Genomic DNA, 19,115 nt, shown 5'->3' with positions numbered 1-19,115 from the left:
TGACCCTGCTTAGTTTAAAAAGTTCAATGATTTAGCTAGCTTTACGCTGAGCTTCGGTAAATAAACCAGATGGTTGATTAGAGTAATCTTTAGGTTGAGCTTCGCTTGATTCAACCGTTTCGTCTAGCTCTAATTTTTCTTGATAATCAGCAAATAGCTGCGGTTGAGCTACGTCTTCACTGATTAATGATTTTGACTGGCTGGCCATATGTTCGTATATGCCTTGGTATTGCTTGGCCATGTCTTCAAGTAGCTGAGCACTGGTTGCAAAGTGCTCTTGAACTTGCTCTTTATAACTGTCTAGCTCAGCTTTATTTTGTTCGAGTTCTTGCTTCATATTGGCATCGCTACCAACCGGCTTTGATGCTATACGACTAAGGAAGAAGCCAATAGCGACACCAATAAGAAGAAAAATCATACTGCTAATTGCGCTCATATTATTCCTTTGTTGGTCTTGATGAACTTTCAATATACTTGAGAATGCTTTCACATGGTACTATCAATTTTCGACTAATTTTAGCGGGTTCTGGGAATAGGGAAAGGATGACTCCACAGCAACAATACGAGCAAGATCTGCAAGCTCATGATTTTATAAAAGACAATGCTCAGGCATTTGCCGTTACTCAACTACAACGTGTATTTGATCAGTTGAACGAAAGACCCACTTCCGCTGCAGCTCCTTCATCTTTTTTTTCCAAGTTAAAAAGTCGATTTTCCAATGCAGATGTATCCACTAAGTCTCCTGTTCAAGGGCTTTACATGTGGGGAGGAGTTGGCCGAGGAAAAACCTACCTCATGGACACTTTTTTTAACTGCTTACCCCAGCAACGTAAAATGCGAGTACATTTCCACCGTTTTATGCAGCGGGTGCATCAAGAGTTAAAAAGCTTAACTGCCCAAACTAATCCCTTAGAGGTCGTGGCAGATCGTTTATATAAAGAGGCGGAGGTTATCTGCTTTGATGAGTTTTTTGTTTCAGACATTACCGATGCAATGATTTTGGGAACGCTATTCGAAGCTTTGTTTGAACGGGGAGTAACTCTTGTTGCTACCTCAAACATACCGCCTGAAGATTTGTACCGAAATGGTTTGCAGCGCCAACGCTTTGTGCCAACCATAAAGTTGATTCAACAACATTGCCAAATTATCAATGTAGATGGCGGCAGTGATTATCGAATGCGGACCCTTAATGAGGCAGAGATTTATCATTACCCCTTAGATCAACAAGCGGAGCAAAACTTAGCCCAGTACTTTTTGCAACTGTCTAACGAACCGCGCCAAGCACTAGGTCAGATTGAAATTAATCAGCGGATGATTAATTTTGTGAATGAAGCCGATAGTGTGTTACACGTTGAATTTAGTGAGTTGTGTGAAGGGGCGAGGAGCCAGCTGGATTACATCGAACTAGCAAGGCTTTATCACACAGTGTTGTTATCGGGTGTAGTGGCAATGGGCGCTAAAAATGATGATGCCGCTCGGCGCTTTATTGCTTTAATTGATGAATTTTATGAGCGAAACGTTACTTTAATTATTGCTGCTGAAGTGCCCTTAGAAAAACTCTATCAAGGTGGGCGGTTGAGTTTTGAATTTGAACGTTGTTTTTCTCGCTTACAAGAAATGCAGTCTCATGAATACTTGGAAAGAGAGCACTTACCTTAAATAATCTTAATTAGGGGTGGTTTTTTTTTGTACTTCCCCTATAATCTTGCCACCCCACGTTACATGTCACCGATTTGGTGATACTAACAATCCAGCTTACTCCGTATTCGAAGGGATACTATGAGTGGCTACTTTCACGTTTGTGATTATCACAAACACATGTGTAACAGTTATTTTGGGTTATATATACAAATGAAAACTTTTGTAGCCAAGCCAGACAGCGTTAAACGCGACTGGTACGTTGTAGATGCAGATGGTAAAACTCTGGGTCGTATCGCAACTGAAATCGCTTCTCGCCTACGCGGTAAGCATAAAGCTGAATATACTCCTCACGTTGATACTGGTGATTACATCATCGTAATTAACGCTGAGAAAGTAGCCGTAACAGGCAACAAAGCGAAAGGTAAAATTTACCACTCGCACACTGGTTACCCAGGTGGCTTAAAATCAATTAGCTTTGAAAAGTTAATCGAAAAAGCTCCTGAGCGTGTTATCCAGTCTGCAGTGAAAGGTATGTTGCCAAAAGGTCCTCTAGGCCGTGCAATGTTCCGTAAACTGAAAGTATTCGCTGGACCTGAGCACACTCATGCGGCTCAGCAACCACAAGTATTAGACATTTAAGTTACGGAATTTGAATAATGGCTGAGAATCAATACTACGGCACTGGCCGTCGCAAAAGCTCTACTGCTCGCGTATTTTTAAAAGCAGGTAGTGGTAACATCACTGTAAACAACCGTACTTTGGACGTTTACTTTGGCCGTGAAACTGCTCGTATGGTAGTTCGTCAACCACTTGAACTAACTGAATTGTTAGAAAAAGTTGACCTACTAGTTACCGTAAAAGGTGGTGGTACAACTGGTCAAGCTGGTGCTATCCGTCACGGTATCACTCGTGCTCTTATGGAATACGACGAAAGTCTACGTCCTGAGTTACGTAAAGCTGGTTTCGTTACCCGTGATGCGCGTAAAGTTGAGCGTAAGAAAGTTGGTCTACGTAAAGCACGTCGTCGTCCGCAATTCTCTAAACGTTAATTGCTATACACATTCGTGTTACAAAAAAGCTCGGCTATGCCGGGCTTTTCTTTATTCTAAAAGGTTAAAAACCTTGATTTCCCTTGTCAATTTGTGTGTTTTTTATTACTATTTTGTTCGCATTTACCTGCAATAATGTAGTAGCAAGTAAACGCTACCAGTAGCAGAAAAACGCTACCTTGTGCAGCATGCCGCAAGGAAAATTACAATAATTGCGCGGATCCTTACCGGAGAGACATTGGATGAGCAACGCTCCTGTCGATGCTGGCCGCCGTCGCTTCCTAACCTGGACAACAGCTGTTGTCGGTGGTGTAGGAGCTACGTTTGCCGCAGTACCTTTTATCAGTTCATGGAATCCGAGTGCCAAAGCTAAAGCAGCTGGAGCACCGGTAGAAGTGGATATTAGCAAAATAGAACCTGGACAATTACTACGTGTTGAATGGCGTGGTAAACCTGTTTGGGTGGTTAACCGTCCTCAATCAGTTCTAGATAACCTAAACACCATTGGTGATAGGTTGCGTGATCCTGATTCCGAGGAGCCTCAACAACCCGATTACACAGTCAATGTACACCGCTCAATCAAACCTGAGTTGTTTGTAGGTGTGGGCTTATGTACTCACCTTGGCTGTTCACCCACCTATTTACCTGGCAGCTTTGCTGAGCAAGTTCAAGGTGTTGAATATGGATTCTTCTGTCCCTGTCATGGTTCGAAGTTTGATATGGCCGGACGAGTATTCCAAAGTGTACCTGCACCACTAAACTTGGTTGTTCCTCCGCATCACTATGTTGATGAAACCACCATTTTGGTCGGCTTGGACCAGGGAGAGGCATAAGATGAAGGCACTTATCGGTTGGATCGATGAACGGATCCCGTTGACCAAGACCTACAATAAACACGTGGGCCAATACCCAACACCAAAAAACTTTAACTTTTGGTATATTTTTGGCTTTATTGCCATGGTGGTATTAGTTAACCAAATCCTTACAGGTATTTGGCTAACTATGAACTATAACCCATCAGGTGATGGAGCATTTGCCTCTATTGAATACATCATGCGTGATGTGGAATATGGTTGGCTACTGCGTTACATGCATTCCACTGGGGCGTCAGCCTTCTTTGTGGTGATTTACTTGCACATGTATCGTGGCTTGATTTACGGCTCTTACCAAAAACCTCGCGAACTGATTTGGTTGTTCGGGATGTTAATTTTCTTGGTATTGATGGCCGAAGCATTCATGGGTTACTTGCTTCCTTGGGGACAAATGTCTTATTGGGGCGCGCAGGTAATTATTTCACTGTTTGGGGCTATTCCGGTAATTGGTGATGACCTAACCCTGTGGATCCGTGGTGACTATGTTATCTCTGGTGCAACCTTAAACCGCTTCTTCGCTTTGCATGTTATTGCATTGCCTCTGGTGTTGGTAATGTTGGTGTTCTTACACATTGTAGCGTTGCATGAAGTAGGCTCTAACAACCCAGATGGTATCGAGATTAAAGCTAACAAAGATGAGAATGGTTGGCCGAAGGATGGTATTCCTTTCCACCCTTATTTTACGGTTAAAGATTTAGCCGCCATTGTTGGCTTCTTGTTCTTCTTCTGTTGGGTGATGTTCTTCTTCCCAGAAGGTGGAGGGTTCTTCCTAGAGCCGCCAAACTTTGAAGCAGCTAACCCGCTTAAAACGCCAGAACATATTGCACCGGTTTGGTATTTCACACCTTTCTACGCAATTTTGCGTGCGGTACCCGATAAGTTACTGGGTGTAGTGATGATGGGCGCATCTATTGCGGTGTTATTTGTATTACCGTGGTTAGACCGCTGTAAAGTGAAGTCAATTCGCTACCGTAGCGTCATACATAAGCTTAACATCGCTCAGTTTGTTATATGTTTTGTGATTCTAGGGGTGCTAGGTGCTTTACCTTCAACCGACCTATTAACTTGGATCGCACGTATCGCAACTGTTGGTTACTTTGGTTATTTCCTACTACTGTGGATTTACAGTAAAAACGAGAAAACTAAGCCAGTTCCAGAAAGGGTGACCAAATGATGAAAAATATTTTTTTAGCATTCGCGTTGCTGGTTCCTAGCTTGGCGTTTGCCGCTGGTTCGACCGTTCCTTTAGACAAAGCGAACTATGACTTAAGTGATAAAGCTTCGTTACAAAACGGCGCGAAGTTGTTTATGAATTACTGTTTTGGCTGTCATAGTGCTCAATACCAGCGTTATAATCGTGTAGCAGAAGATTTAGGTATTCCAATTAAGTTAATGGAAGAAAACTTGATTTTTACCGGGGTAAAACCAGGTGAATTGATGCAAAATGCCATCCAAGAAAAAGACGCTGCTAAGTGGTTTGGTGCGCCAGCTCCAGATTTAACTTTAGTAGCTCGAGTTCGTGGAGCTGATTGGGTATATACCTACTTACGTTCATTTTATGTTGATGAGACGCGTCCATTTGGGGTGAATAACAAAGTATTCCCAAGTGTAGGTATGCCACACGTATTGCAAGAGTTGCAAGGTGTGCCAAACGCGGTTTATGAAACAAGAATGATTGATGGTGAAGATCAGCAAATCTACGTTGGCATCCAATCAGATGGCAGCGGTGAGATGAGCGATGATGAGTATGACCACGCTGTTTTAGACCTTGTTAACTTTTTAGTTTACTCTGCTGAACCTATTCAGCTAGAGCGTAAACGTCTTGGTTACTGGGTGCTTGGTTTCTTATTCATTTTCTTCATTATTAGTTATCTATTGAAGAAAGAATACTGGCGCGACGTACACTAAGTCTTGAGCTAGTATTTAATTATCGGCAATAGCATTTATGCTGTTGCCGTTTGTGTATTTATTTTAGATGGTTTTTGGAGGATTCAATGGCTGTAGCTGCCAACAAGCGTTCGGTAATGACGCTATACTCTGGTGCTAACGACTTATATAGTCATCAGGTACGTATCGTTTTGGCTGAGAAAGGCGTCAGCGTAGAAATTAATCAGGTAGATCCGGACAACTTACCGGAAGACTTAATTGATTTGAATCCGTACAGCTCTGTTCCAACCTTAGTTGATCGTGAATTGGTGTTGTACCAATCGCAGATCATCATGGAATACTTAGACGAGCGTTTTCCTCACCCACCGCTAATGCCGGTTTATCCTGTGTCGCGTGGTTCAAGCCGCCTTATGATGCACCGCATCAAAAACGACTGGTACACCTTGGTTGCGCAAATTGAAAAAGGTGAGAACGCCGAGGCTGCACGTAAGCAATTAACAGAAAGTCTGTTAAGTATTGCACCGGTTTTTGCTGAAATGCCTTACTTTATGAGTGAAGAATTCAGCTTAGTAGATTGCTACTTAGCACCACTACTGTGGCGTTTACCTACTTTAGGCATCGAGCTTGAAGGTGCGGGTTCTAAAGAAATCAAATCTTATATGATCCGTGTATTTGATCGTGAATCTTTCCAAGCTTCACTGACCGATGCAGAGCGTGAAATTCGCGATGGGTTTTTAGGTTAATGAGTGAAGAGATGACCCCAAATAGGCCTTATTTGCTTAAGGCCTTTTTTGATTGGTTGTTAGACAACGAGTTGACTCCTCACTTGGTGGTGGATGCTACCCAAGCTAACGTGACCGTGCCCAGCCAATTTGTTAATGATGGACAGATTGTTCTAAACATAGCTCCGTCGGCGATTGCGGCCTTTAATATGGACTTACAGCACGTAAGTTTTAGCGCACGCTTTGGTGGTAAACCGTTTCAGGTTTATGTGCCTATGGCAGCCGTTGTCGCGATTTATGCCCGAGAAAATGGTGCAGGTACCGTGTTTGAGCCAGAAGCTGCTTACGAGCAAGTGGAAGAGCTCGAGAGCCAGCCTGAAGATGTTTCGGTGAAAGAGGAAACTCCTAAGAAGCCGACACTCACCATAGTAAAATAAAAAAGCGCCGAAAGGCGCTTTTTTGTATCTGCTTTAAATTTGTTAGCTGGCTTCTATCAGCTCAAATACTTTAATTACTTTGGCTACGCCGGTCTCGTGGCGGGCAATATCAATCGCTAAGCGTTCTTCTTCTGCGGTAACAAACCCAATAAGAAATACTTCACTGTCTTCGGTAATGACTTTTATCTTACCAGGTGGAAGCTTGCTGTCTTCGTAGATCTTAAATTTGATTTTGGTGGTAATCCAAGAGTCATTGCTACGTACACCTAAAGATACAGGGGCTTTGATGCGTACTTCGTTTAGCACTTGTTGTACACCACTTACATCGCGGACAACTTGAGTTATTTTGTTGAAATATTCTTGATTCGGAGTTTGGCCAATGACCAGTACTCTGCCGTTAAGCGCAACCACCGATAGCTTGCTCTCTCGCCAAATACTCTCTTCTTTGCCCAGTTCGCTAAGTGCTTGGAGTTCTATAGTTTGGTCATCAAATTGAGTGCCTATGGTGCGCCTATCTGTTGCTGCACCTGCTGCTACTCCGGCACCCACTACAACTGCTCCAGCACAAGCTTGTAGTAGCCCTGCCAAAACAACAACGGTGATGATACGTAACATCCTTTAATCCTCCTGTTGGGGAAACAACGTACGGTCTACTAAATCACATAAACTGTTTAAGGCCAGTAAGTGTACTTCGTTAATGCGTACGCTCTGTTCACCTGGCACTCTAATTTCAACGTCTTGCTCGCTAAGCAGACCGGCCATTTCACCGCCATCTTTTCCGGTTAGCGCAATAATTGTCATGTCGCGGTTTACTGCCGCTTCCATGGCTTTAATTACGTTGCGACAGTTGCCTGAATCGGAGATGGCAACGAGTACATCGCCTTGCTGACCTAGTGCACGAATTTGTTTGGCAAACACTTCGTCAAAGGAGTAATCATTCGCAATGGCACTTAGCACTGAGCTGTCGGTGCTAAGTGCCAGAGCAGGAAGGCTTGGGCGTTCGGTATCAAAGCGGTTAACCAAGTTAGCTGAAAACTGCTGAGCAAGCGCCGCTCCTGCGCTATTGCCTGCAATGAGCAGTTTGTTACCGTTGAGCAATGCTTGAGCGATGATCACTGTAGCTTTTTCGATCGCATCGGGTAGTGCTTCTGCAGCGGCAATCTTGGTTTGTATGCTTTCTCTAAATATTTCTTTGATTCGTTCTTGCATGTTATTCCCCAAACGCGTTCTGAAACCATTCTAGGTAAGGTGCTTGCTCTTGAATAGCAACAACATCAAAACGCATTGCAGTATCAAATTGGTTCAAATTTTTTTGTTGTAAATAGTGTTGTGCGCTAAGCAGTATACGGTGCATTTTGTGCTGGTCGACCGCTGCAGCTGCTCCGCCATGGCTAAGGCTTTTGCGGTATTTTACTTCCACAAAAACCCAGGTATCGCCCTGTTTGCAAATTAGGTCTATCTCGCCGCGGCGGCAGTGATAGTTTTGCTCAATCAGCTGTAAACCCTGCTTGCTCAGATAACTAGCCGCTTGCTGCTCTGCAGCTTGCCCTTTATTCAATATCTTGGTCTTGAAGCGTGTTAGCTTGGATTTCCAAGGGAACCAGTTGGCCATCTTTATATTGAGTCCACGTAAGTTGTCGTATCACTAAACCTTGTAGGTTAACACTAAGCTTTCCGGTTAAACCATTTAGCTGATAGTCTGAATAGCCGCGCATTTGAGCTAGTTGACTAATTAGCGAGTAGGCATCATAACCTAGAGCGTACAAACGTTTCTGCGAGTCTGAAGAGCTAGGCCAAAGCTGCTGATGGCGAATCGCATTTACCGATTGTTGCTCTAATATCCAAGGCATCTCACTGATGTAAATGCCGTCTAACTCGTTTTCGCTGGTTTCATCATTTTTGTCGTAGCTGCGCGAGCTGGCATATAAGCGTGGGCTTACTGCAAATGGGCTTACGGTTACATCAATAAACGCCTTAATCAGCTTGGTTTCTGTATTGTTGCCCACTAAATACAGAGAATTAGCATCGCTTCTAGAGCGAACTTCAGCTTCTAAATCCTGTCCCAAAATCTGCTTGAACTGGCTAATACGCTGCTGGCTCATATCGGTATGCAGCAATTTACGTACTGCGCGCTGTAGATCGTTGCGGTTAGCGTAGTAGATAACATCTACAGGAGAGCTAGAAAGGGTTTGCCATTCTTCTGTAAATGACTCAGCCATGCGCTTGCCCAAGCTGCTTTGTGGGGCTAACAGTAGGGGATTTTGCTCTTCACGTTGCGCCATAAACTGAGCGGCTTGTTTGGCTTCATCCTCAGGCGAGAGTGGGAAGAAGAACTGTTGCTCCTGTTCACCAGCTTGCACATCGTTAAGAGCGAACACCGGTTGGGTTGGTGCAAGGCTTAACAAACTGCGTAACTGCGATTTTAATAGCGGCCCAACGATGAAATCGATTTGGTCTTGCTCAAGTTGAGGATAGAGCGTTTCCATTGCTTGGGATTGGGTATCGTAAAACACCAATTCAGTATCACTGGAAAACTCCGTTTGGCTATCTAAGAATGCAGATACTAAACCGTCTTTTACCGCCAAACCGTTATTTTGGTATTTACCACTTAACGGCAGTAAAACTGCAACTTTTTGTGGCGTATAAGGAGTAATGCTTAGCGCTTTCGCTAGGTCACCAGCTACATAATCTAGCGCTGGGTGAGCTGGATATTCGGTTTTCCAAGTTTGTAGCTTAGCAACCAGTTTCTCCGGTGATTGCTTGGGTTCGTTACTTATCGCAACAATTTCTAACCAGCCGTTGCGTAATTCATTACCTGGCTGCTGAAAGCTGCGAAGAGTAAACGCGGTAAGCGGTTTAAGCAGTTGCCAAATGGTTTGATGGTTTGCTTCTCGGGCTTCTTCTGATAGATAACGGTCTAACTCGATAAAAGCGCCAGAGGCAGCTAAAGGATTATTTTGTTTTTGATAAATGTTGCCGCGGGTTTGAAAGTAGGCATACCAATAATCATCGGGTAGTTGCCAAGCTGGGTCAAAATCTAACAATGCTAAAGCCGGAGTATATTGACCTTGAAGCTCTAAAGCGTAGGCGCTTACTAAGCGCAAGCCTGCCCCACGTTGTACCGTGTTTGCTTGTTTATTTAAGGATGTGGTTACAGCATCACCAGCTTGGAACATGCCTTGTTGGTAGTAAGCCTTAGCTGCAAGGAGCTCCCATTCAAAGGTTTGCTCTACTGGCGCAATGCTAGCCTGATCCAAATAAAACTCTGCATTATGTTCAGGCGCAACAGCAATTGAAGGAAGGTCTATAGCAACAATAGGCGGCTTGGTTGGGCCACTACTACAGGCTGCGAGCAAAAGCATAAGGCTTAAACTGAGATAACGTAGCGCTGAGATCAGGTTATGTTTCAAGGTTTATACCACTAGTATTGATTAGTTAGTGCATATATTAAGAGCCAAACGCTAAATAATCTACAATCGAAGTGGTGAAAGATTGAGGCAAGTGAGGCTTTTGATTAAAGTAGAGGCCGTTTTTATCAGAGGTGAGTTTATGTCAGCCATCGGTACTCTTTATATTGTAGCCACTCCTATCGGCAATTTAGCAGATATCACACAGCGTGCTATTCAAGTGCTTAAGGATGTGTCGATGATTGCAGCCGAAGATACACGCAACACTGGCCGGTTATTGAGTCATTATGAAATTGGTACTCGCTGCGTGGCGGTACACGATCATAACGAGCAACAAAAAATAGCCTGGTTAGAGCAACAAGTGCTAGATGGGAATGACATTGCGTTAGTCTCCGATGCAGGAACGCCACTGATTAACGATCCCGGTTACCACCTGGTTAACGCGTTTCGCGCTAAAGGCTACCCGGTTGTGCCGTTACCCGGCGCTTGCGCGGCTATCGCCGCGCTGTCGGTAGCGGGTTTGCCTACAGATAGGTTCTTGTACGAAGGTTTTTTACCGGCTAAAACTAAAGCACGCCAAGAAAGATTAGACGAACTTCGTCAAGAAACTCGCACAGTAGTATATTACGAATCGCCTCACCGTATCTTAGATAGCCTCGCCGACATAGTTAGTTGCTTAGGGGAAGATAGGCAAGTTGTGCTTGCTCGCGAATTGACCAAAACCTTTGAAACCATTAAATCATTGCCCGTTGCAGAGCTACTTGCTTGGGTTAAAGCCGACCCTAATCAACAAAAAGGGGAGATGGTACTAATTGTGGCCGGTTACCCAAAAGACAGTGAGCAGTTACCAGTAGATGCCTTAGATACGCTTAAGTTATTGCAAACAGAGTTGCCACTAAAGAAGGCCGCAGCACTTACCGCTAAAATTTACGGTTTAAAGAAAAACGCCCTTTATGACTACGGACTAAAGCACGGCGAATAAGCGCTATTCTTGCTGATAATTGTTTGCTATAGTCCGCCACCGGAGTTGGCTAGGCAATCGCTGCTTCGTCGTTGTGCGCTCTTTCGGGAGTGGCAGACGGGCGAAGGGGAGGAAAGTCCGGGCTCTATAGGGTAGGGTGCCAGGTAACGCCTGGGGGGCGCGAGCCCACGACAAGTGCAGCAGAGAGAAGACCGCCGATGGCTCTTCGGAGTACAGGTAAGGCTGAAAGGGTGCGGTAAGAGCGCACCGCGCGTCTGGTAACAGTATGCGGCGAGGTAAACTCCACCCAGAGCAAGGCCAAATAGGCCCCCTTAAGGCGCGACCCGCGTTGGGGGCGGGTAGGCTGCTTGAGCCATTAAGCGATTAATGGCCTAGACGAATGATTGTTCACGACAAAACCCGGCTTATCGGCCAACTCCCTTTTTATTAAAGCCCTGTTGTATAGCAACAGGGCTTTTTCAATTCAATCACACAACTCGCACTCACTGCCTTTTTAATGCCTCCAGTTCGCTATTCCTCAAAATAAATATGACATTAAATTTTAATTATTTTTTAGCCAAAAGCAGCGCGGCCGCTTTGTATATCAAGTCTTTAGGCTTTTCTTTATTTGGGCTGGTGGAATTTTGTTCATTTTCTTGCTCAAGGTCGCTTGCAAAGGGCGAGACTCGTCCTTAAACTTAGTGAATTGTGGGATAAAGTGGATCATAGTGGATCTGTTTGCCCAACAACTGAATTAATTAGGGATAAATGGGGAATTAACACTGATGTTACGCGGCGCTAGCTCAATCAACTTAGACGCGAAGGGACGCATGACTATGCCGACCCGATATCGCGAGTGGTTGATGGAAGAGTGTCACGGTCAATTGGTGTGCACCATTGATATAAATCATCGCTGTTTGCTGCTTTACCCCTTAGCTGAATGGGAAGAAATTGAGCGTAAACTCAAGCGTTTATCTAGCATGAACCCGGCAGAGCGTCGTTTGCAACGCTTGCTATTGGGTTATGCCGATGATTGCGAGATGGACAAAAATGGTCGTTTGTTAATTCCACCTCCGTTGCGTCAACACGCAAGTTTGGAGAAAAAAATAATGCTGGTTGGCCAGCTCAACAAATTTGAGCTGTGGTCAGAAGAGCAATGGCAGCAACAAATTGCTGCAGATATAGCCCTAGAAGAGGACGTTGATATGTTAACTGATAACCTAAAAGATTTTTCGCTTTAGTATGAGTACTGAATTTGTTCACACCTCGGTACTGTTACAAGAGTGTATCGACGGCTTAGCCATTAAAGAAGATGGCATTTACGTGGATGGCACCTTTGGCAGAGGTGGGCACAGTCGCGCTATTTTACAGCAACTAGGTCCCAAAGGACGTTTGATTGCTATCGACCGTGACCCTCGCGCGATTGAAGCTGCTAAACAGTTTGCTGACGATCCTCGTTTTCAAATTGTTCATGGCCCTTTTTCTGGCATTGAGCAATACATTACAGAGTTGGGTCTAGCGAAAAAAATTGATGGTGTATTGCTGGATTTAGGCGTGTCGTCCCCGCAACTTGATGACGCTGAGCGTGGATTTAGCTTTTTGCGCGATGGCCCTTTAGATATGCGAATGGATACTTCGCAAGGACAAACTGCCGCTCAATGGCTAACTCATGCCGCGGAAGAAGACATTGCCTGGGTGATTAAAACCTTTGGCGAAGAGAAGTTTGGAAAACGAATTGCTCACGGGATTGTGAATGCCCGTGAAGAGACGCCTCTTACTAGCACTTTGCAGCTGGCCAAAATTATTGATGAAGCCTGCCCTGTTAAAGATAAATACAAACACCCAGCGACTCGCAGCTTTCAAGCTATTCGTATTTATATTAACAGCGAGTTAGATGAAATAGACACAGCCTTACTAGGCGCCATGAATAGTTTAGCGACCGATGGCCGTTTAGCGGTGATTAGTTTCCATTCTTTAGAAGATCGTATGGTGAAGCGCTTTATTAGAAAGCAAGAAAAAGGCGAGCAGTTTCCTAGAGGCTTGCCGCTTACCGAAGAGCAGTTAGCCAGCGGACGTTATCTAAAGAGTATTGGCAGGGCGATAAAACCTAGCGCAGCAGAAATTGAAGTAAACCCGCGCTCACGTAGCTCAGTGTTGCGGGTAGCAAAACGTTTGTAATGGACGAGGTTAGCCGCCAGCCCAATTTATTGCGGGCGATTTTGAAAGATGTGTGGCGTAACAAGCAGCACTTTTTGTTGTTAGTTGCTGCGGTTGTTTCAGCTTTTTGTGTGGTGTGGACAACTCACCACACCAGAATGTTTGTTGAACAACGAGAATCATTAATGATGAGCCGGGATGCACTCAATGTTGAATGGCGACATTTATTAATAGAACAAAATGCGCTGGCTGAACACAGCCGCGTAGAGAGCATAGCTAAAAAGCGTTTAGATATGCACCGACCCAAAATTGAAGAACAAGTGGTAATCACAAACTAATGAATGCTAAGGCAAATAAACAAGGACTGTTCATCCACTGGCGCTTTGTGCTGGTGATGGCAGTGGTTTGCTTAGTGTTTACTGCCTTGGTAAGTCGTGCGGCTTATATTCAAGTTATTGCACCGGATAAGCTTATCTATGAGGGTGACTTACGCTCTATTCGCACCAAAACCGGCTATGCAGAGCGTGGCGTAATTACCGACCGTTTAGGTAACGAGCTAGCCGTGAGTGTACCAGTGCGCGCTATTTGGGCCGATCCTAAACATGTGGCAGATCAAAATAGTTTAGCCAATCGCGATGCTTGGGCGGCCTTGGCTAAAGTATTAGATACCGACGTAGATAGCTTGCAACAACGAGTCAGTAATCCGAAACGTCGTTTTGTTTATTTACAGCGCCAAGTGAGTGCGGCAGTTGCTGACTATGTTACTAAACTCAAAATTAAAGGGGTTTATTTAAAACCTGAATCCCGCCGTTTTTATCCTACCGGCGAAGTGAGTGCTCACCTTGTTGGCTTTACTAATATTGATGATCACGGTTTAGAAGGTATAGAGCGTAGCTATGACGACTGGCTCACTGGTGAACCCGGTAAGCGTAAAGTACGCAAAGACCGCTTAGGTCGCGTAGTTGAAGACCTGGACGTTATTCATCAAGCCAAACAAGCGCAGAATATTGCTTTAAGTATTGATCAACGGATCCAAGCAATCGCTTATCGTGAGCTCAAAAAAGCCGTCACCGAGACCAAAGCCACCTCTGGCAGTGTGGTCGTGTTAGATATTGAAACTGGTGAAGTATTAGCTATGGCTAATAGCCCGTCTTTTAATCCTAACAATCGTAACGAGTTTCAAAGTTATCGCTATCGTAATCGTGCAATAACCGATAGCTATGAACCGGGCTCTACGGTTAAGCCACTATCGGTTATTGCGGCGCTTGAGCGCGACCATATTCGTTCAAACAGTATGATTAACACCAGCCCTGGTTGGATGCAGATTGGCGGGCGTAGAGTTCGAGATTCGCGTAACTACGGTGAAATTAGTTTAACCAAAGTCATTCAAAAATCGAGCAACGTTGCCACTAGCCAATTAGCCCTAAAAGTGGGCGTAGAGGGGATGCTTGATACATTTTACGATGTGGGCTTTGGTAACGATGCTGGTTTAGGTTTAGTTGGTGAATCGGGCGGTCAAATGCCGCAGCGTCGCCGTTGGTCAGATTTTGAACTTGCTACCTTGTCGTTTGGCTATGGCTTAATGGTTACCCCTCTGCAACTCGCCCAAGCGTACGCAACCATGGGAGCTGGTGGAGTATTTCGACCAACATCCATCATTAAGTTACAGCAGCCAGCCACCGGCGAGAGAGTGTTTGAGCAAAACAAAGCACAAGCAGTGCTAGAGATGATGGAATCGGTTATTCAAGATGGCGGTACCGGGCAGAAAGCCGCAGTACCAGGTTATCGTGTGGCGGGTAAAACAGGCACCAGCCGTAAAGCTGTTCGTGGTGGTTATGGTGATGACTACGTTGCCATTTTTGCGGGCGTTGCTCCAGTGAGTAACCCTAAACTTGCCATTGCAGTATTTGTTAATGAACCACAAACTGACCGCTATTATGGCGGCGACGTAGCCGCTCCGGTTTTCTCGAAAGTGATGCAAGGCGGATTACAGTATTTAAATGTTGCCCCCGATGATAATGCCAGCCAAGTGGTACAGCTAAATGGAGGCAATAATGGTGAAACCTAGTTTGTCTGCATTGTTGGCGAAATTTTCGGTAACGGTTGCCCCAGACATCAGCTTTAACCATCTCTCTCTAAATAGCAGAGAGATTGAGCAAGGCGATATATTTGTTGCGGTTAAAGGCCATCAAGTTGATGGTCGTAACTATATTGATTCAGCTATTAGTGCCGGAGCTGCAGCGGTGCTTGCTGATGCGGATGATGAAAAATCTCATGGTCAAATAGTGTGGCACAAGCAAGTCGCCTGCATTTACTTTTGGCGCTTGAACCAACAGCTATCGCAACTGGCGTCAGCGGCCTATTTTCCAGATGGTAATCCGCTTACTTTAGTGGGTGTTACTGGTACCAACGGCAAAAGCACAGTAACCCATTTAATTGCTAACTTGGCAAAACTAAGCGGCATTAGGGCTGCGGTGATGGGAACGTTAGGTAATGGTGAGCCAGGTAAGCTGGTTGCGAGTGAAAACACCACTGCTGACGCGATTACTATTCAGCGCCAGCTTTGTGAAATGAATCAGCAAGGCTATGAATTAGTCGCTATGGAAGTATCGTCGCATGGTTTGGTGCAGCAGCGTGTGGCGAGTGTGCCATTCAAGGTTGCGATATTCACTAACCTTAGCCGAGACCACCTTGATTACCATGGCAGCATGGCTGAGTATGGCCGCGCGAAACAAGCCTTATTTAACTGGCCAAGTTTAGAATGTCGTTTAATCAATGCCGATGATGGTTTTGGCAAGCAGTTGCTGCAGCACTATCCAAATGCCCAATCTTTGTCGCTAGAAGATAACACCGCCGATTGGCAAATCGCTAACCTGCAGTTCAGCGAGTTAGGGGCAAGCGGTTATTTGTTTAGCCCACAAACAAGACATGAAAAGCTTACTTTTAAGAGTCCGCTTTTAGGGCGTTTTAATGCTGATAATTTACTAAGTGCTATAGCTTGTTTGCAGTTCTTAGGTCTTCCATTAGAAAGTTTACTTACTCAGTTGCCTGCCCTTAGTGCGGTACCTGGTCGAATGGAGTTATTTGCCGGTAAACGTTCGGTGGTGGTTGATTACGCGCATACGCCTGACGCCTTAGAAAAAGCCTTAACAGCCCTGCGCCAGCATTGTAGCGGCGAGCTTATTTGTATTTTTGGTTGTGGCGGCGACAGAGATAAGGGTAAACGGCCTTTAATGGCAGAAATAGCCGAGCGCTTGGCAGACCAAGTTATTGTTACCGACGACAACCCTCGGTTTGAAGATCCTCAGGCGATCACCGACGATATATTGCTTGGCTTTAATCAAGCTGAAGCCGTAACCATTATTCACGATCGCTGTGAGGCGATTGCACATGCGCTTACGCACTCTCGTGATAAAGATATTATTTTGGTGGCTGGTAAAGGCCATGAAAGCTATCAAATTATTGGTGCTGAAGTGCGTGACTATGATGAACGCGCAGTCGTTAAGCAGCTAGCGGGGGCGAAAGCATGATTGCCTTAAGCCTTAAAGAGCTCACACAAGCCTTAGATGCTCAGCTAGTGGGCGAAAATTTAGTTATTCAGTCAATTAGTACTGATACTCGCGAGCAGATTTCGCAGGCCTTGTTTATTGCTTTGGTGGGTGAGCGATTTGATGCTCATAACTACGCGCAACAAGCTATTGATCAAGGCGCAACTGCGCTGCTAGTCGAGCGTGAATTAGCACTTGCTGTACCTCAGTTGTTAGTCAAAGACACCCGTTTAGCGCTCGGACAACTGGCCAGTTATGTAAGAGAGAAGTTGGCGTTAAGTTGCTGCGCCATTACTGGTAGCAATGGTAAAACCACGGTGAAAGAAATGACCACGGCCATTTTGTCACAGGGTTTTGAGGTATTAGCCACCAAAGGCAATTTTAACAACGATATTGGGGTGCCTTTATCGCTGCTTCGCGCGACCGAAAAGCATCAGTTGGGTGTATTAGAGTTAGGCGCAAATCATATCGGTGAAATTGCCTACACCGTGAGCTTGGTAAAACCCAAGGTTGCTTTAATCAATAATGTATCTGCTGCGCATATTGAAGGCTTTGGCTCTCAAGACGGCGTGCTGAAAGCTAAATCTGAGTTATTTGGTGAGCTGGGTGCTGAGCAGCTAGCACTGTGTGAGTACCAATCTAGCTATCAAGAGTACTTAGATGAAGTAGCTCGTCCGGCTAAAATTGAGCATTTTTCTTTAGATAACGTTAATGCCGATTATTATGCCAGCGCTATCGAATCTTTAGGTTTAAGCGGCAGCCGTTTTGTATTGCACACGCCAAACGGTGAGGTACTTATCCAAATTAATTTGGCTGGTGAGCACAATGTTAAAAATGCTGTTGCTGCTGCTGCGCTTTCGTTGAACATGGGAGCCAAGCTAGAGCAGGTAAGCCAAGGCTTGGCACAATTAGATAAAGTGCCGGGTCGGGTGAACGTTCAATCGTTAAATGACAGCATCCAACTTATTGATGATAGCTATAACGCTAACCCGGCGTCATTTAATGCGGCTATCAATATTTTGGCCAATTTTGAAGGTAAGCGCTTCCTTATCGCTGGAGCCATGGGGGAAATGGGACAGCAAACAAAACAGGTGCACAACGACTTAGTTAAACGGGCACTTGACAGTGACATCAGCTTGTATTCTTATGGCGCGTCTTTTGACGAAGTGCTGGCTGAAATCGGTCAGTATTCACTCGGTTTCGACAGCCATGAAGTGCTTTGTGAGCAGCTTATCACTGCCTTAGAAGCGCAACATTCTCCGTGTCTTGTGTTGGTTAAAGGGTCTCGTTCGACCCACATGGAAAAAGTCGTTAAACAGTTACAGCAATATTATAAAAAGGGTTTGGAATGTTAGTTTGGTTGGCGGAATATCTGCAGCAATACTTTAGTGGATTTTCGCTATTTGGGTATTTAACCTTTAGAGCAATTGTCAGCATTTTGACCGCCTTAGTCTTTGGACTATGGATGGGGCCAAAGCTTATTCGTCGCTTACAGTTGTTACAAATTGGTCAAACCGTGCGTAACGATGGGCCAGAATCTCACTTGAGCAAGTCGGGTACTCCCACTATGGGCGGCGTGCTGATTATTGCCTCGGTGTTTTTGTCTACCTTATTGTGGGCGCGTTTAGATAACCCTTATGTTTGGGTGATGTTATTTGTATTTGGTAGCTATGGCGCAATTGGTTTTGTTGATGACTATCGCAAAGTTATCCGCAAAGACCCTGCGGGCTTAATTGCCCGTTGGAAGTATTTTTGGCAATCAGTTGTCGCGCTAATTGTTGCGGTTTATCTATTCTGGAGTTCTGACTCTGCGGCTCAAACCCAACTGGTGTTGCCGTTTATCAAAGACATTATGCCGCAATTAGGCTGGCTATTTATCCCTCTCACATATTTGGTCATTGTAGGCAGCAGCAACGCCGTTAACCTAACGGACGGCTTAGATGGCCTAGCGATAATGCCAAGCGTGATGGTGGCATCTGCGTTCGCTCTCGTTGCCTACTTAACCGGCCACGTAAACTTTTCAAGCTATTTGTTTATTCCTTATATCCCACAAGCCAGTGAGCTAGTGGTGGTGTGTACCGCCATGGTGGGAGCAGGATTAGCCTTTCTTTGGTTCAATACCTACCCAGCTCAAGTATTTATGGGCGATGTCGGTTCGCTAGCCCTAGGCGCGGCATTAGGCGCTGTAGCTGTATTGGTTCGCCAAGAATTGTTGCTGGTGATTATGGGCGGCGTATTTGTGATGGAAACGGTGTCGGTAATCCTGCAAGTAGGCTCGTATAAGTTACGTGGGCAGCGCATTTTTCGAATGGCGCCGATTCATCACCATTATGAGCTTAAAGGGTGGCCAGAGCCTCGGGTAATCGTGCGCTTTTGGATTATTTCATTAATTTTAGTTTTGATTGGCTTAGCCACCCTTAAGGTGCGTTAGGCG

The 19,115-nt window shown here is 45.1% G+C and carries 21 protein-coding genes and 1 other RNA gene; 17 read left to right on the top strand and 5 right to left on the bottom strand.

Annotated elements, in window-relative coordinates; genetic code table 11:
• Positions 1-31: 31 nt before the first annotated feature.
• On the bottom strand, positions 32-436 hold the full coding sequence (locus tag OAG1_RS18200; RefSeq protein ID WP_016400759.1) for a YhcB family protein: 405 nt from the start codon (positions 434-436) through the stop codon (positions 32-34).
• Between the two features lie 107 nt (positions 437-543).
• Here OAG1_RS18200 and zapE point away from each other — a divergent pair, with 107 nt between their 5' ends.
• The 8 genes from zapE to OAG1_RS18160 all read left to right on the top strand — a co-directional run bounded on the left by zapE (position 544) and on the right by OAG1_RS18160 (position 6,608).
• Complete coding sequence (gene zapE, locus OAG1_RS18195) at positions 544-1,659, top strand: cell division protein ZapE (RefSeq protein WP_338622278.1); 1,116 nt, start codon at positions 544-546, stop codon at positions 1,657-1,659.
• A gap of 192 nt (positions 1,660-1,851) precedes the next feature.
• Entirely contained in the window at positions 1,852-2,280 is a 429-nt protein-coding gene (rplM, locus tag OAG1_RS18190; protein ID WP_016400761.1) for a 50S ribosomal protein L13, read from the top strand.
• A 17-nt stretch (positions 2,281-2,297) separates the two neighbouring features.
• Positions 2,298-2,690, top strand: coding sequence for a 30S ribosomal protein S9 (rpsI, locus tag OAG1_RS18185; protein ID WP_040306930.1), 393 nt, complete (start codon positions 2,298-2,300; stop codon positions 2,688-2,690).
• A gap of 242 nt (positions 2,691-2,932) precedes the next feature.
• Positions 2,933-3,523, top strand: a complete 591-nt coding sequence (gene petA / locus OAG1_RS18180) for a ubiquinol-cytochrome c reductase iron-sulfur subunit (RefSeq protein ID WP_016400763.1) — start codon at positions 2,933-2,935, stop codon at positions 3,521-3,523.
• A 1-nt stretch (position 3,524) separates the two neighbouring features.
• Complete coding sequence (locus OAG1_RS18175) at positions 3,525-4,736, top strand: cytochrome bc complex cytochrome b subunit (protein ID WP_016400764.1); 1,212 nt, start codon at positions 3,525-3,527, stop codon at positions 4,734-4,736.
• A complete protein-coding gene (locus tag OAG1_RS18170) occupies positions 4,736-5,470 on the top strand; it encodes a cytochrome c1 (protein WP_040306950.1) in 735 nt (244 codons plus the stop codon). The genes OAG1_RS18175 and OAG1_RS18170 overlap by 1 nt, the downstream gene beginning before the upstream one ends.
• An 86-nt stretch (positions 5,471-5,556) precedes the next feature.
• Positions 5,557-6,192 carry a stringent starvation protein SspA gene (sspA, locus tag OAG1_RS18165; protein ID WP_016400766.1) on the top strand — a complete coding sequence of 212 codons (636 nt, stop codon included), beginning with the start codon at positions 5,557-5,559 and terminating at the stop codon, positions 6,190-6,192.
• Between the two features lie 11 nt (positions 6,193-6,203).
• On the top strand, positions 6,204-6,608 hold the full coding sequence (locus tag OAG1_RS18160) for a ClpXP protease specificity-enhancing factor (RefSeq protein ID WP_338622277.1): 405 nt from the start codon (positions 6,204-6,206) through the stop codon (positions 6,606-6,608).
• A gap of 42 nt (positions 6,609-6,650) precedes the next feature.
• On the opposite strand, the gene dolP is transcribed toward OAG1_RS18160, so the two are convergent.
• From dolP to OAG1_RS18140, 4 genes are read right to left on the bottom strand one after another with little or no spacing between them, the layout of a single operon-like run.
• The gene (gene dolP / locus OAG1_RS18155; protein ID WP_152780615.1) at positions 6,651-7,223 is read right to left on the bottom strand and encodes a division/outer membrane stress-associated lipid-binding lipoprotein; all 573 of its coding nucleotides are present in this window, start codon (positions 7,221-7,223) and stop codon (positions 6,651-6,653) included.
• A gap of 3 nt (positions 7,224-7,226) precedes the next feature.
• On the bottom strand, positions 7,227-7,817 hold the full coding sequence (locus tag OAG1_RS18150) for an SIS domain-containing protein (protein WP_016400769.1): 591 nt from the start codon (positions 7,815-7,817) through the stop codon (positions 7,227-7,229).
• A gap of 1 nt (position 7,818) precedes the next feature.
• On the bottom strand, positions 7,819-8,166 hold the full coding sequence (locus OAG1_RS18145; protein WP_338622276.1) for a YraN family protein: 348 nt from the start codon (positions 8,164-8,166) through the stop codon (positions 7,819-7,821).
• Complete coding sequence (locus tag OAG1_RS18140; protein WP_338622275.1) at positions 8,159-10,018, bottom strand: penicillin-binding protein activator; 1,860 nt, start codon at positions 10,016-10,018, stop codon at positions 8,159-8,161. The genes OAG1_RS18145 and OAG1_RS18140 overlap by 8 nt, the downstream gene beginning before the upstream one ends.
• Positions 10,019-10,157: 139 nt before the next feature.
• Here OAG1_RS18140 and rsmI point away from each other — a divergent pair, with 139 nt between their 5' ends.
• The 9 genes from rsmI to mraY all read left to right on the top strand — a co-directional run bounded on the left by rsmI (position 10,158) and on the right by mraY (position 19,112).
• The gene (gene rsmI, locus OAG1_RS18135) at positions 10,158-10,997 is read left to right on the top strand and encodes a 16S rRNA (cytidine(1402)-2'-O)-methyltransferase (RefSeq protein ID WP_338622274.1); all 840 of its coding nucleotides are present in this window, start codon (positions 10,158-10,160) and stop codon (positions 10,995-10,997) included.
• 41 nt (positions 10,998-11,038) lie between these two features.
• Positions 11,039-11,420: RNase P RNA component class A (gene rnpB / locus OAG1_RS18130), an RNA gene on the top strand.
• 341 nt (positions 11,421-11,761) lie between these two features.
• Positions 11,762-12,217, top strand: coding sequence for a division/cell wall cluster transcriptional repressor MraZ (gene mraZ, locus OAG1_RS18125; protein ID WP_016400774.1), 456 nt, complete (start codon positions 11,762-11,764; stop codon positions 12,215-12,217).
• Position 12,218: 1 nt separating this feature from the next.
• Positions 12,219-13,154 (top strand): 16S rRNA (cytosine(1402)-N(4))-methyltransferase RsmH, encoded by a 936-nt coding sequence (gene rsmH / locus OAG1_RS18120; protein ID WP_338622273.1) that lies wholly within the window; start codon positions 12,219-12,221, stop codon positions 13,152-13,154.
• A complete protein-coding gene (gene ftsL / locus OAG1_RS18115) occupies positions 13,154-13,471 on the top strand; it encodes a cell division protein FtsL (RefSeq protein ID WP_016400776.1) in 318 nt (105 codons plus the stop codon). The genes rsmH and ftsL overlap by 1 nt, the downstream gene beginning before the upstream one ends.
• Positions 13,471-15,201, top strand: a complete 1,731-nt coding sequence (locus OAG1_RS18110; protein WP_338622272.1) for a penicillin-binding transpeptidase domain-containing protein — start codon at positions 13,471-13,473, stop codon at positions 15,199-15,201. The genes ftsL and OAG1_RS18110 overlap by 1 nt, the downstream gene beginning before the upstream one ends.
• Positions 15,188-16,663 carry a UDP-N-acetylmuramoyl-L-alanyl-D-glutamate--2,6-diaminopimelate ligase gene (gene murE, locus OAG1_RS18105; RefSeq protein WP_338622270.1) on the top strand — a complete coding sequence of 492 codons (1,476 nt, stop codon included), beginning with the start codon at positions 15,188-15,190 and terminating at the stop codon, positions 16,661-16,663. The genes OAG1_RS18110 and murE overlap by 14 nt, the downstream gene beginning before the upstream one ends.
• Entirely contained in the window at positions 16,660-18,036 is a 1,377-nt protein-coding gene (gene murF / locus OAG1_RS18100) for a UDP-N-acetylmuramoyl-tripeptide--D-alanyl-D-alanine ligase (protein WP_338622269.1), read from the top strand. The genes murE and murF overlap by 4 nt, the downstream gene beginning before the upstream one ends.
• On the top strand, positions 18,030-19,112 hold the full coding sequence (gene mraY, locus OAG1_RS18095) for a phospho-N-acetylmuramoyl-pentapeptide-transferase (protein WP_016400780.1): 1,083 nt from the start codon (positions 18,030-18,032) through the stop codon (positions 19,110-19,112). Before murF ends, mraY begins: the two co-directional genes overlap by 7 nt.
• Positions 19,113-19,115: the final 3 nt, after the last annotated feature.

It is taken from the genome of Agarivorans sp. OAG1 (genome assembly GCF_037076485.1).
In the GTDB taxonomy this organism is placed as follows: domain Bacteria; phylum Pseudomonadota; class Gammaproteobacteria; order Enterobacterales; family Celerinatantimonadaceae; genus Agarivorans; species Agarivorans albus.
The sequence above is the reverse complement of the archived record's forward strand: the minus strand, read 5'-3'. Positions and strand labels throughout refer to the sequence as shown.

Bases quoted from the DNA above. Each gene is read 5' to 3' on its own strand.
- OAG1_RS18200 (WP_016400759.1), bottom strand. From the start codon at position 436: ATGAGCGCAATTAGCAGTATGATTTTTCTTCTTATTGGTGTCGCTATT.
- zapE (WP_338622278.1), top strand. From the start codon at position 544: ATGACTCCACAGCAACAATACGAGCAAGATCTGCAAGCTCATGATTTT.
- rplM (WP_016400761.1), top strand. From the start codon at position 1,852: ATGAAAACTTTTGTAGCCAAGCCAGACAGCGTTAAACGCGACTGGTAC.
- rpsI (WP_040306930.1), top strand. From the start codon at position 2,298: ATGGCTGAGAATCAATACTACGGCACTGGCCGTCGCAAAAGCTCTACT.
- petA (WP_016400763.1), top strand. From the start codon at position 2,933: ATGAGCAACGCTCCTGTCGATGCTGGCCGCCGTCGCTTCCTAACCTGG.
- OAG1_RS18175 (WP_016400764.1), top strand. From the start codon at position 3,525: ATGAAGGCACTTATCGGTTGGATCGATGAACGGATCCCGTTGACCAAG.
- OAG1_RS18170 (WP_040306950.1), top strand. From the start codon at position 4,736: ATGAAAAATATTTTTTTAGCATTCGCGTTGCTGGTTCCTAGCTTGGCG.
- sspA (WP_016400766.1), top strand. From the start codon at position 5,557: ATGGCTGTAGCTGCCAACAAGCGTTCGGTAATGACGCTATACTCTGGT.
- OAG1_RS18160 (WP_338622277.1), top strand. From the start codon at position 6,204: ATGACCCCAAATAGGCCTTATTTGCTTAAGGCCTTTTTTGATTGGTTG.
- dolP (WP_152780615.1), bottom strand. From the start codon at position 7,223: ATGTTACGTATCATCACCGTTGTTGTTTTGGCAGGGCTACTACAAGCT.
- OAG1_RS18150 (WP_016400769.1), bottom strand. From the start codon at position 7,817: ATGCAAGAACGAATCAAAGAAATATTTAGAGAAAGCATACAAACCAAG.
- rsmI (WP_338622274.1), top strand. From the start codon at position 10,158: ATGTCAGCCATCGGTACTCTTTATATTGTAGCCACTCCTATCGGCAAT.
- mraZ (WP_016400774.1), top strand. From the start codon at position 11,762: ATGTTACGCGGCGCTAGCTCAATCAACTTAGACGCGAAGGGACGCATG.
- rsmH (WP_338622273.1), top strand. From the start codon at position 12,219: ATGAGTACTGAATTTGTTCACACCTCGGTACTGTTACAAGAGTGTATC.
- ftsL (WP_016400776.1), top strand. From the start codon at position 13,154: ATGGACGAGGTTAGCCGCCAGCCCAATTTATTGCGGGCGATTTTGAAA.
- OAG1_RS18110 (WP_338622272.1), top strand. From the start codon at position 13,471: ATGAATGCTAAGGCAAATAAACAAGGACTGTTCATCCACTGGCGCTTT.
- murE (WP_338622270.1), top strand. From the start codon at position 15,188: ATGGTGAAACCTAGTTTGTCTGCATTGTTGGCGAAATTTTCGGTAACG.
- murF (WP_338622269.1), top strand. From the start codon at position 16,660: ATGATTGCCTTAAGCCTTAAAGAGCTCACACAAGCCTTAGATGCTCAG.
- mraY (WP_016400780.1), top strand. From the start codon at position 18,030: ATGTTAGTTTGGTTGGCGGAATATCTGCAGCAATACTTTAGTGGATTT.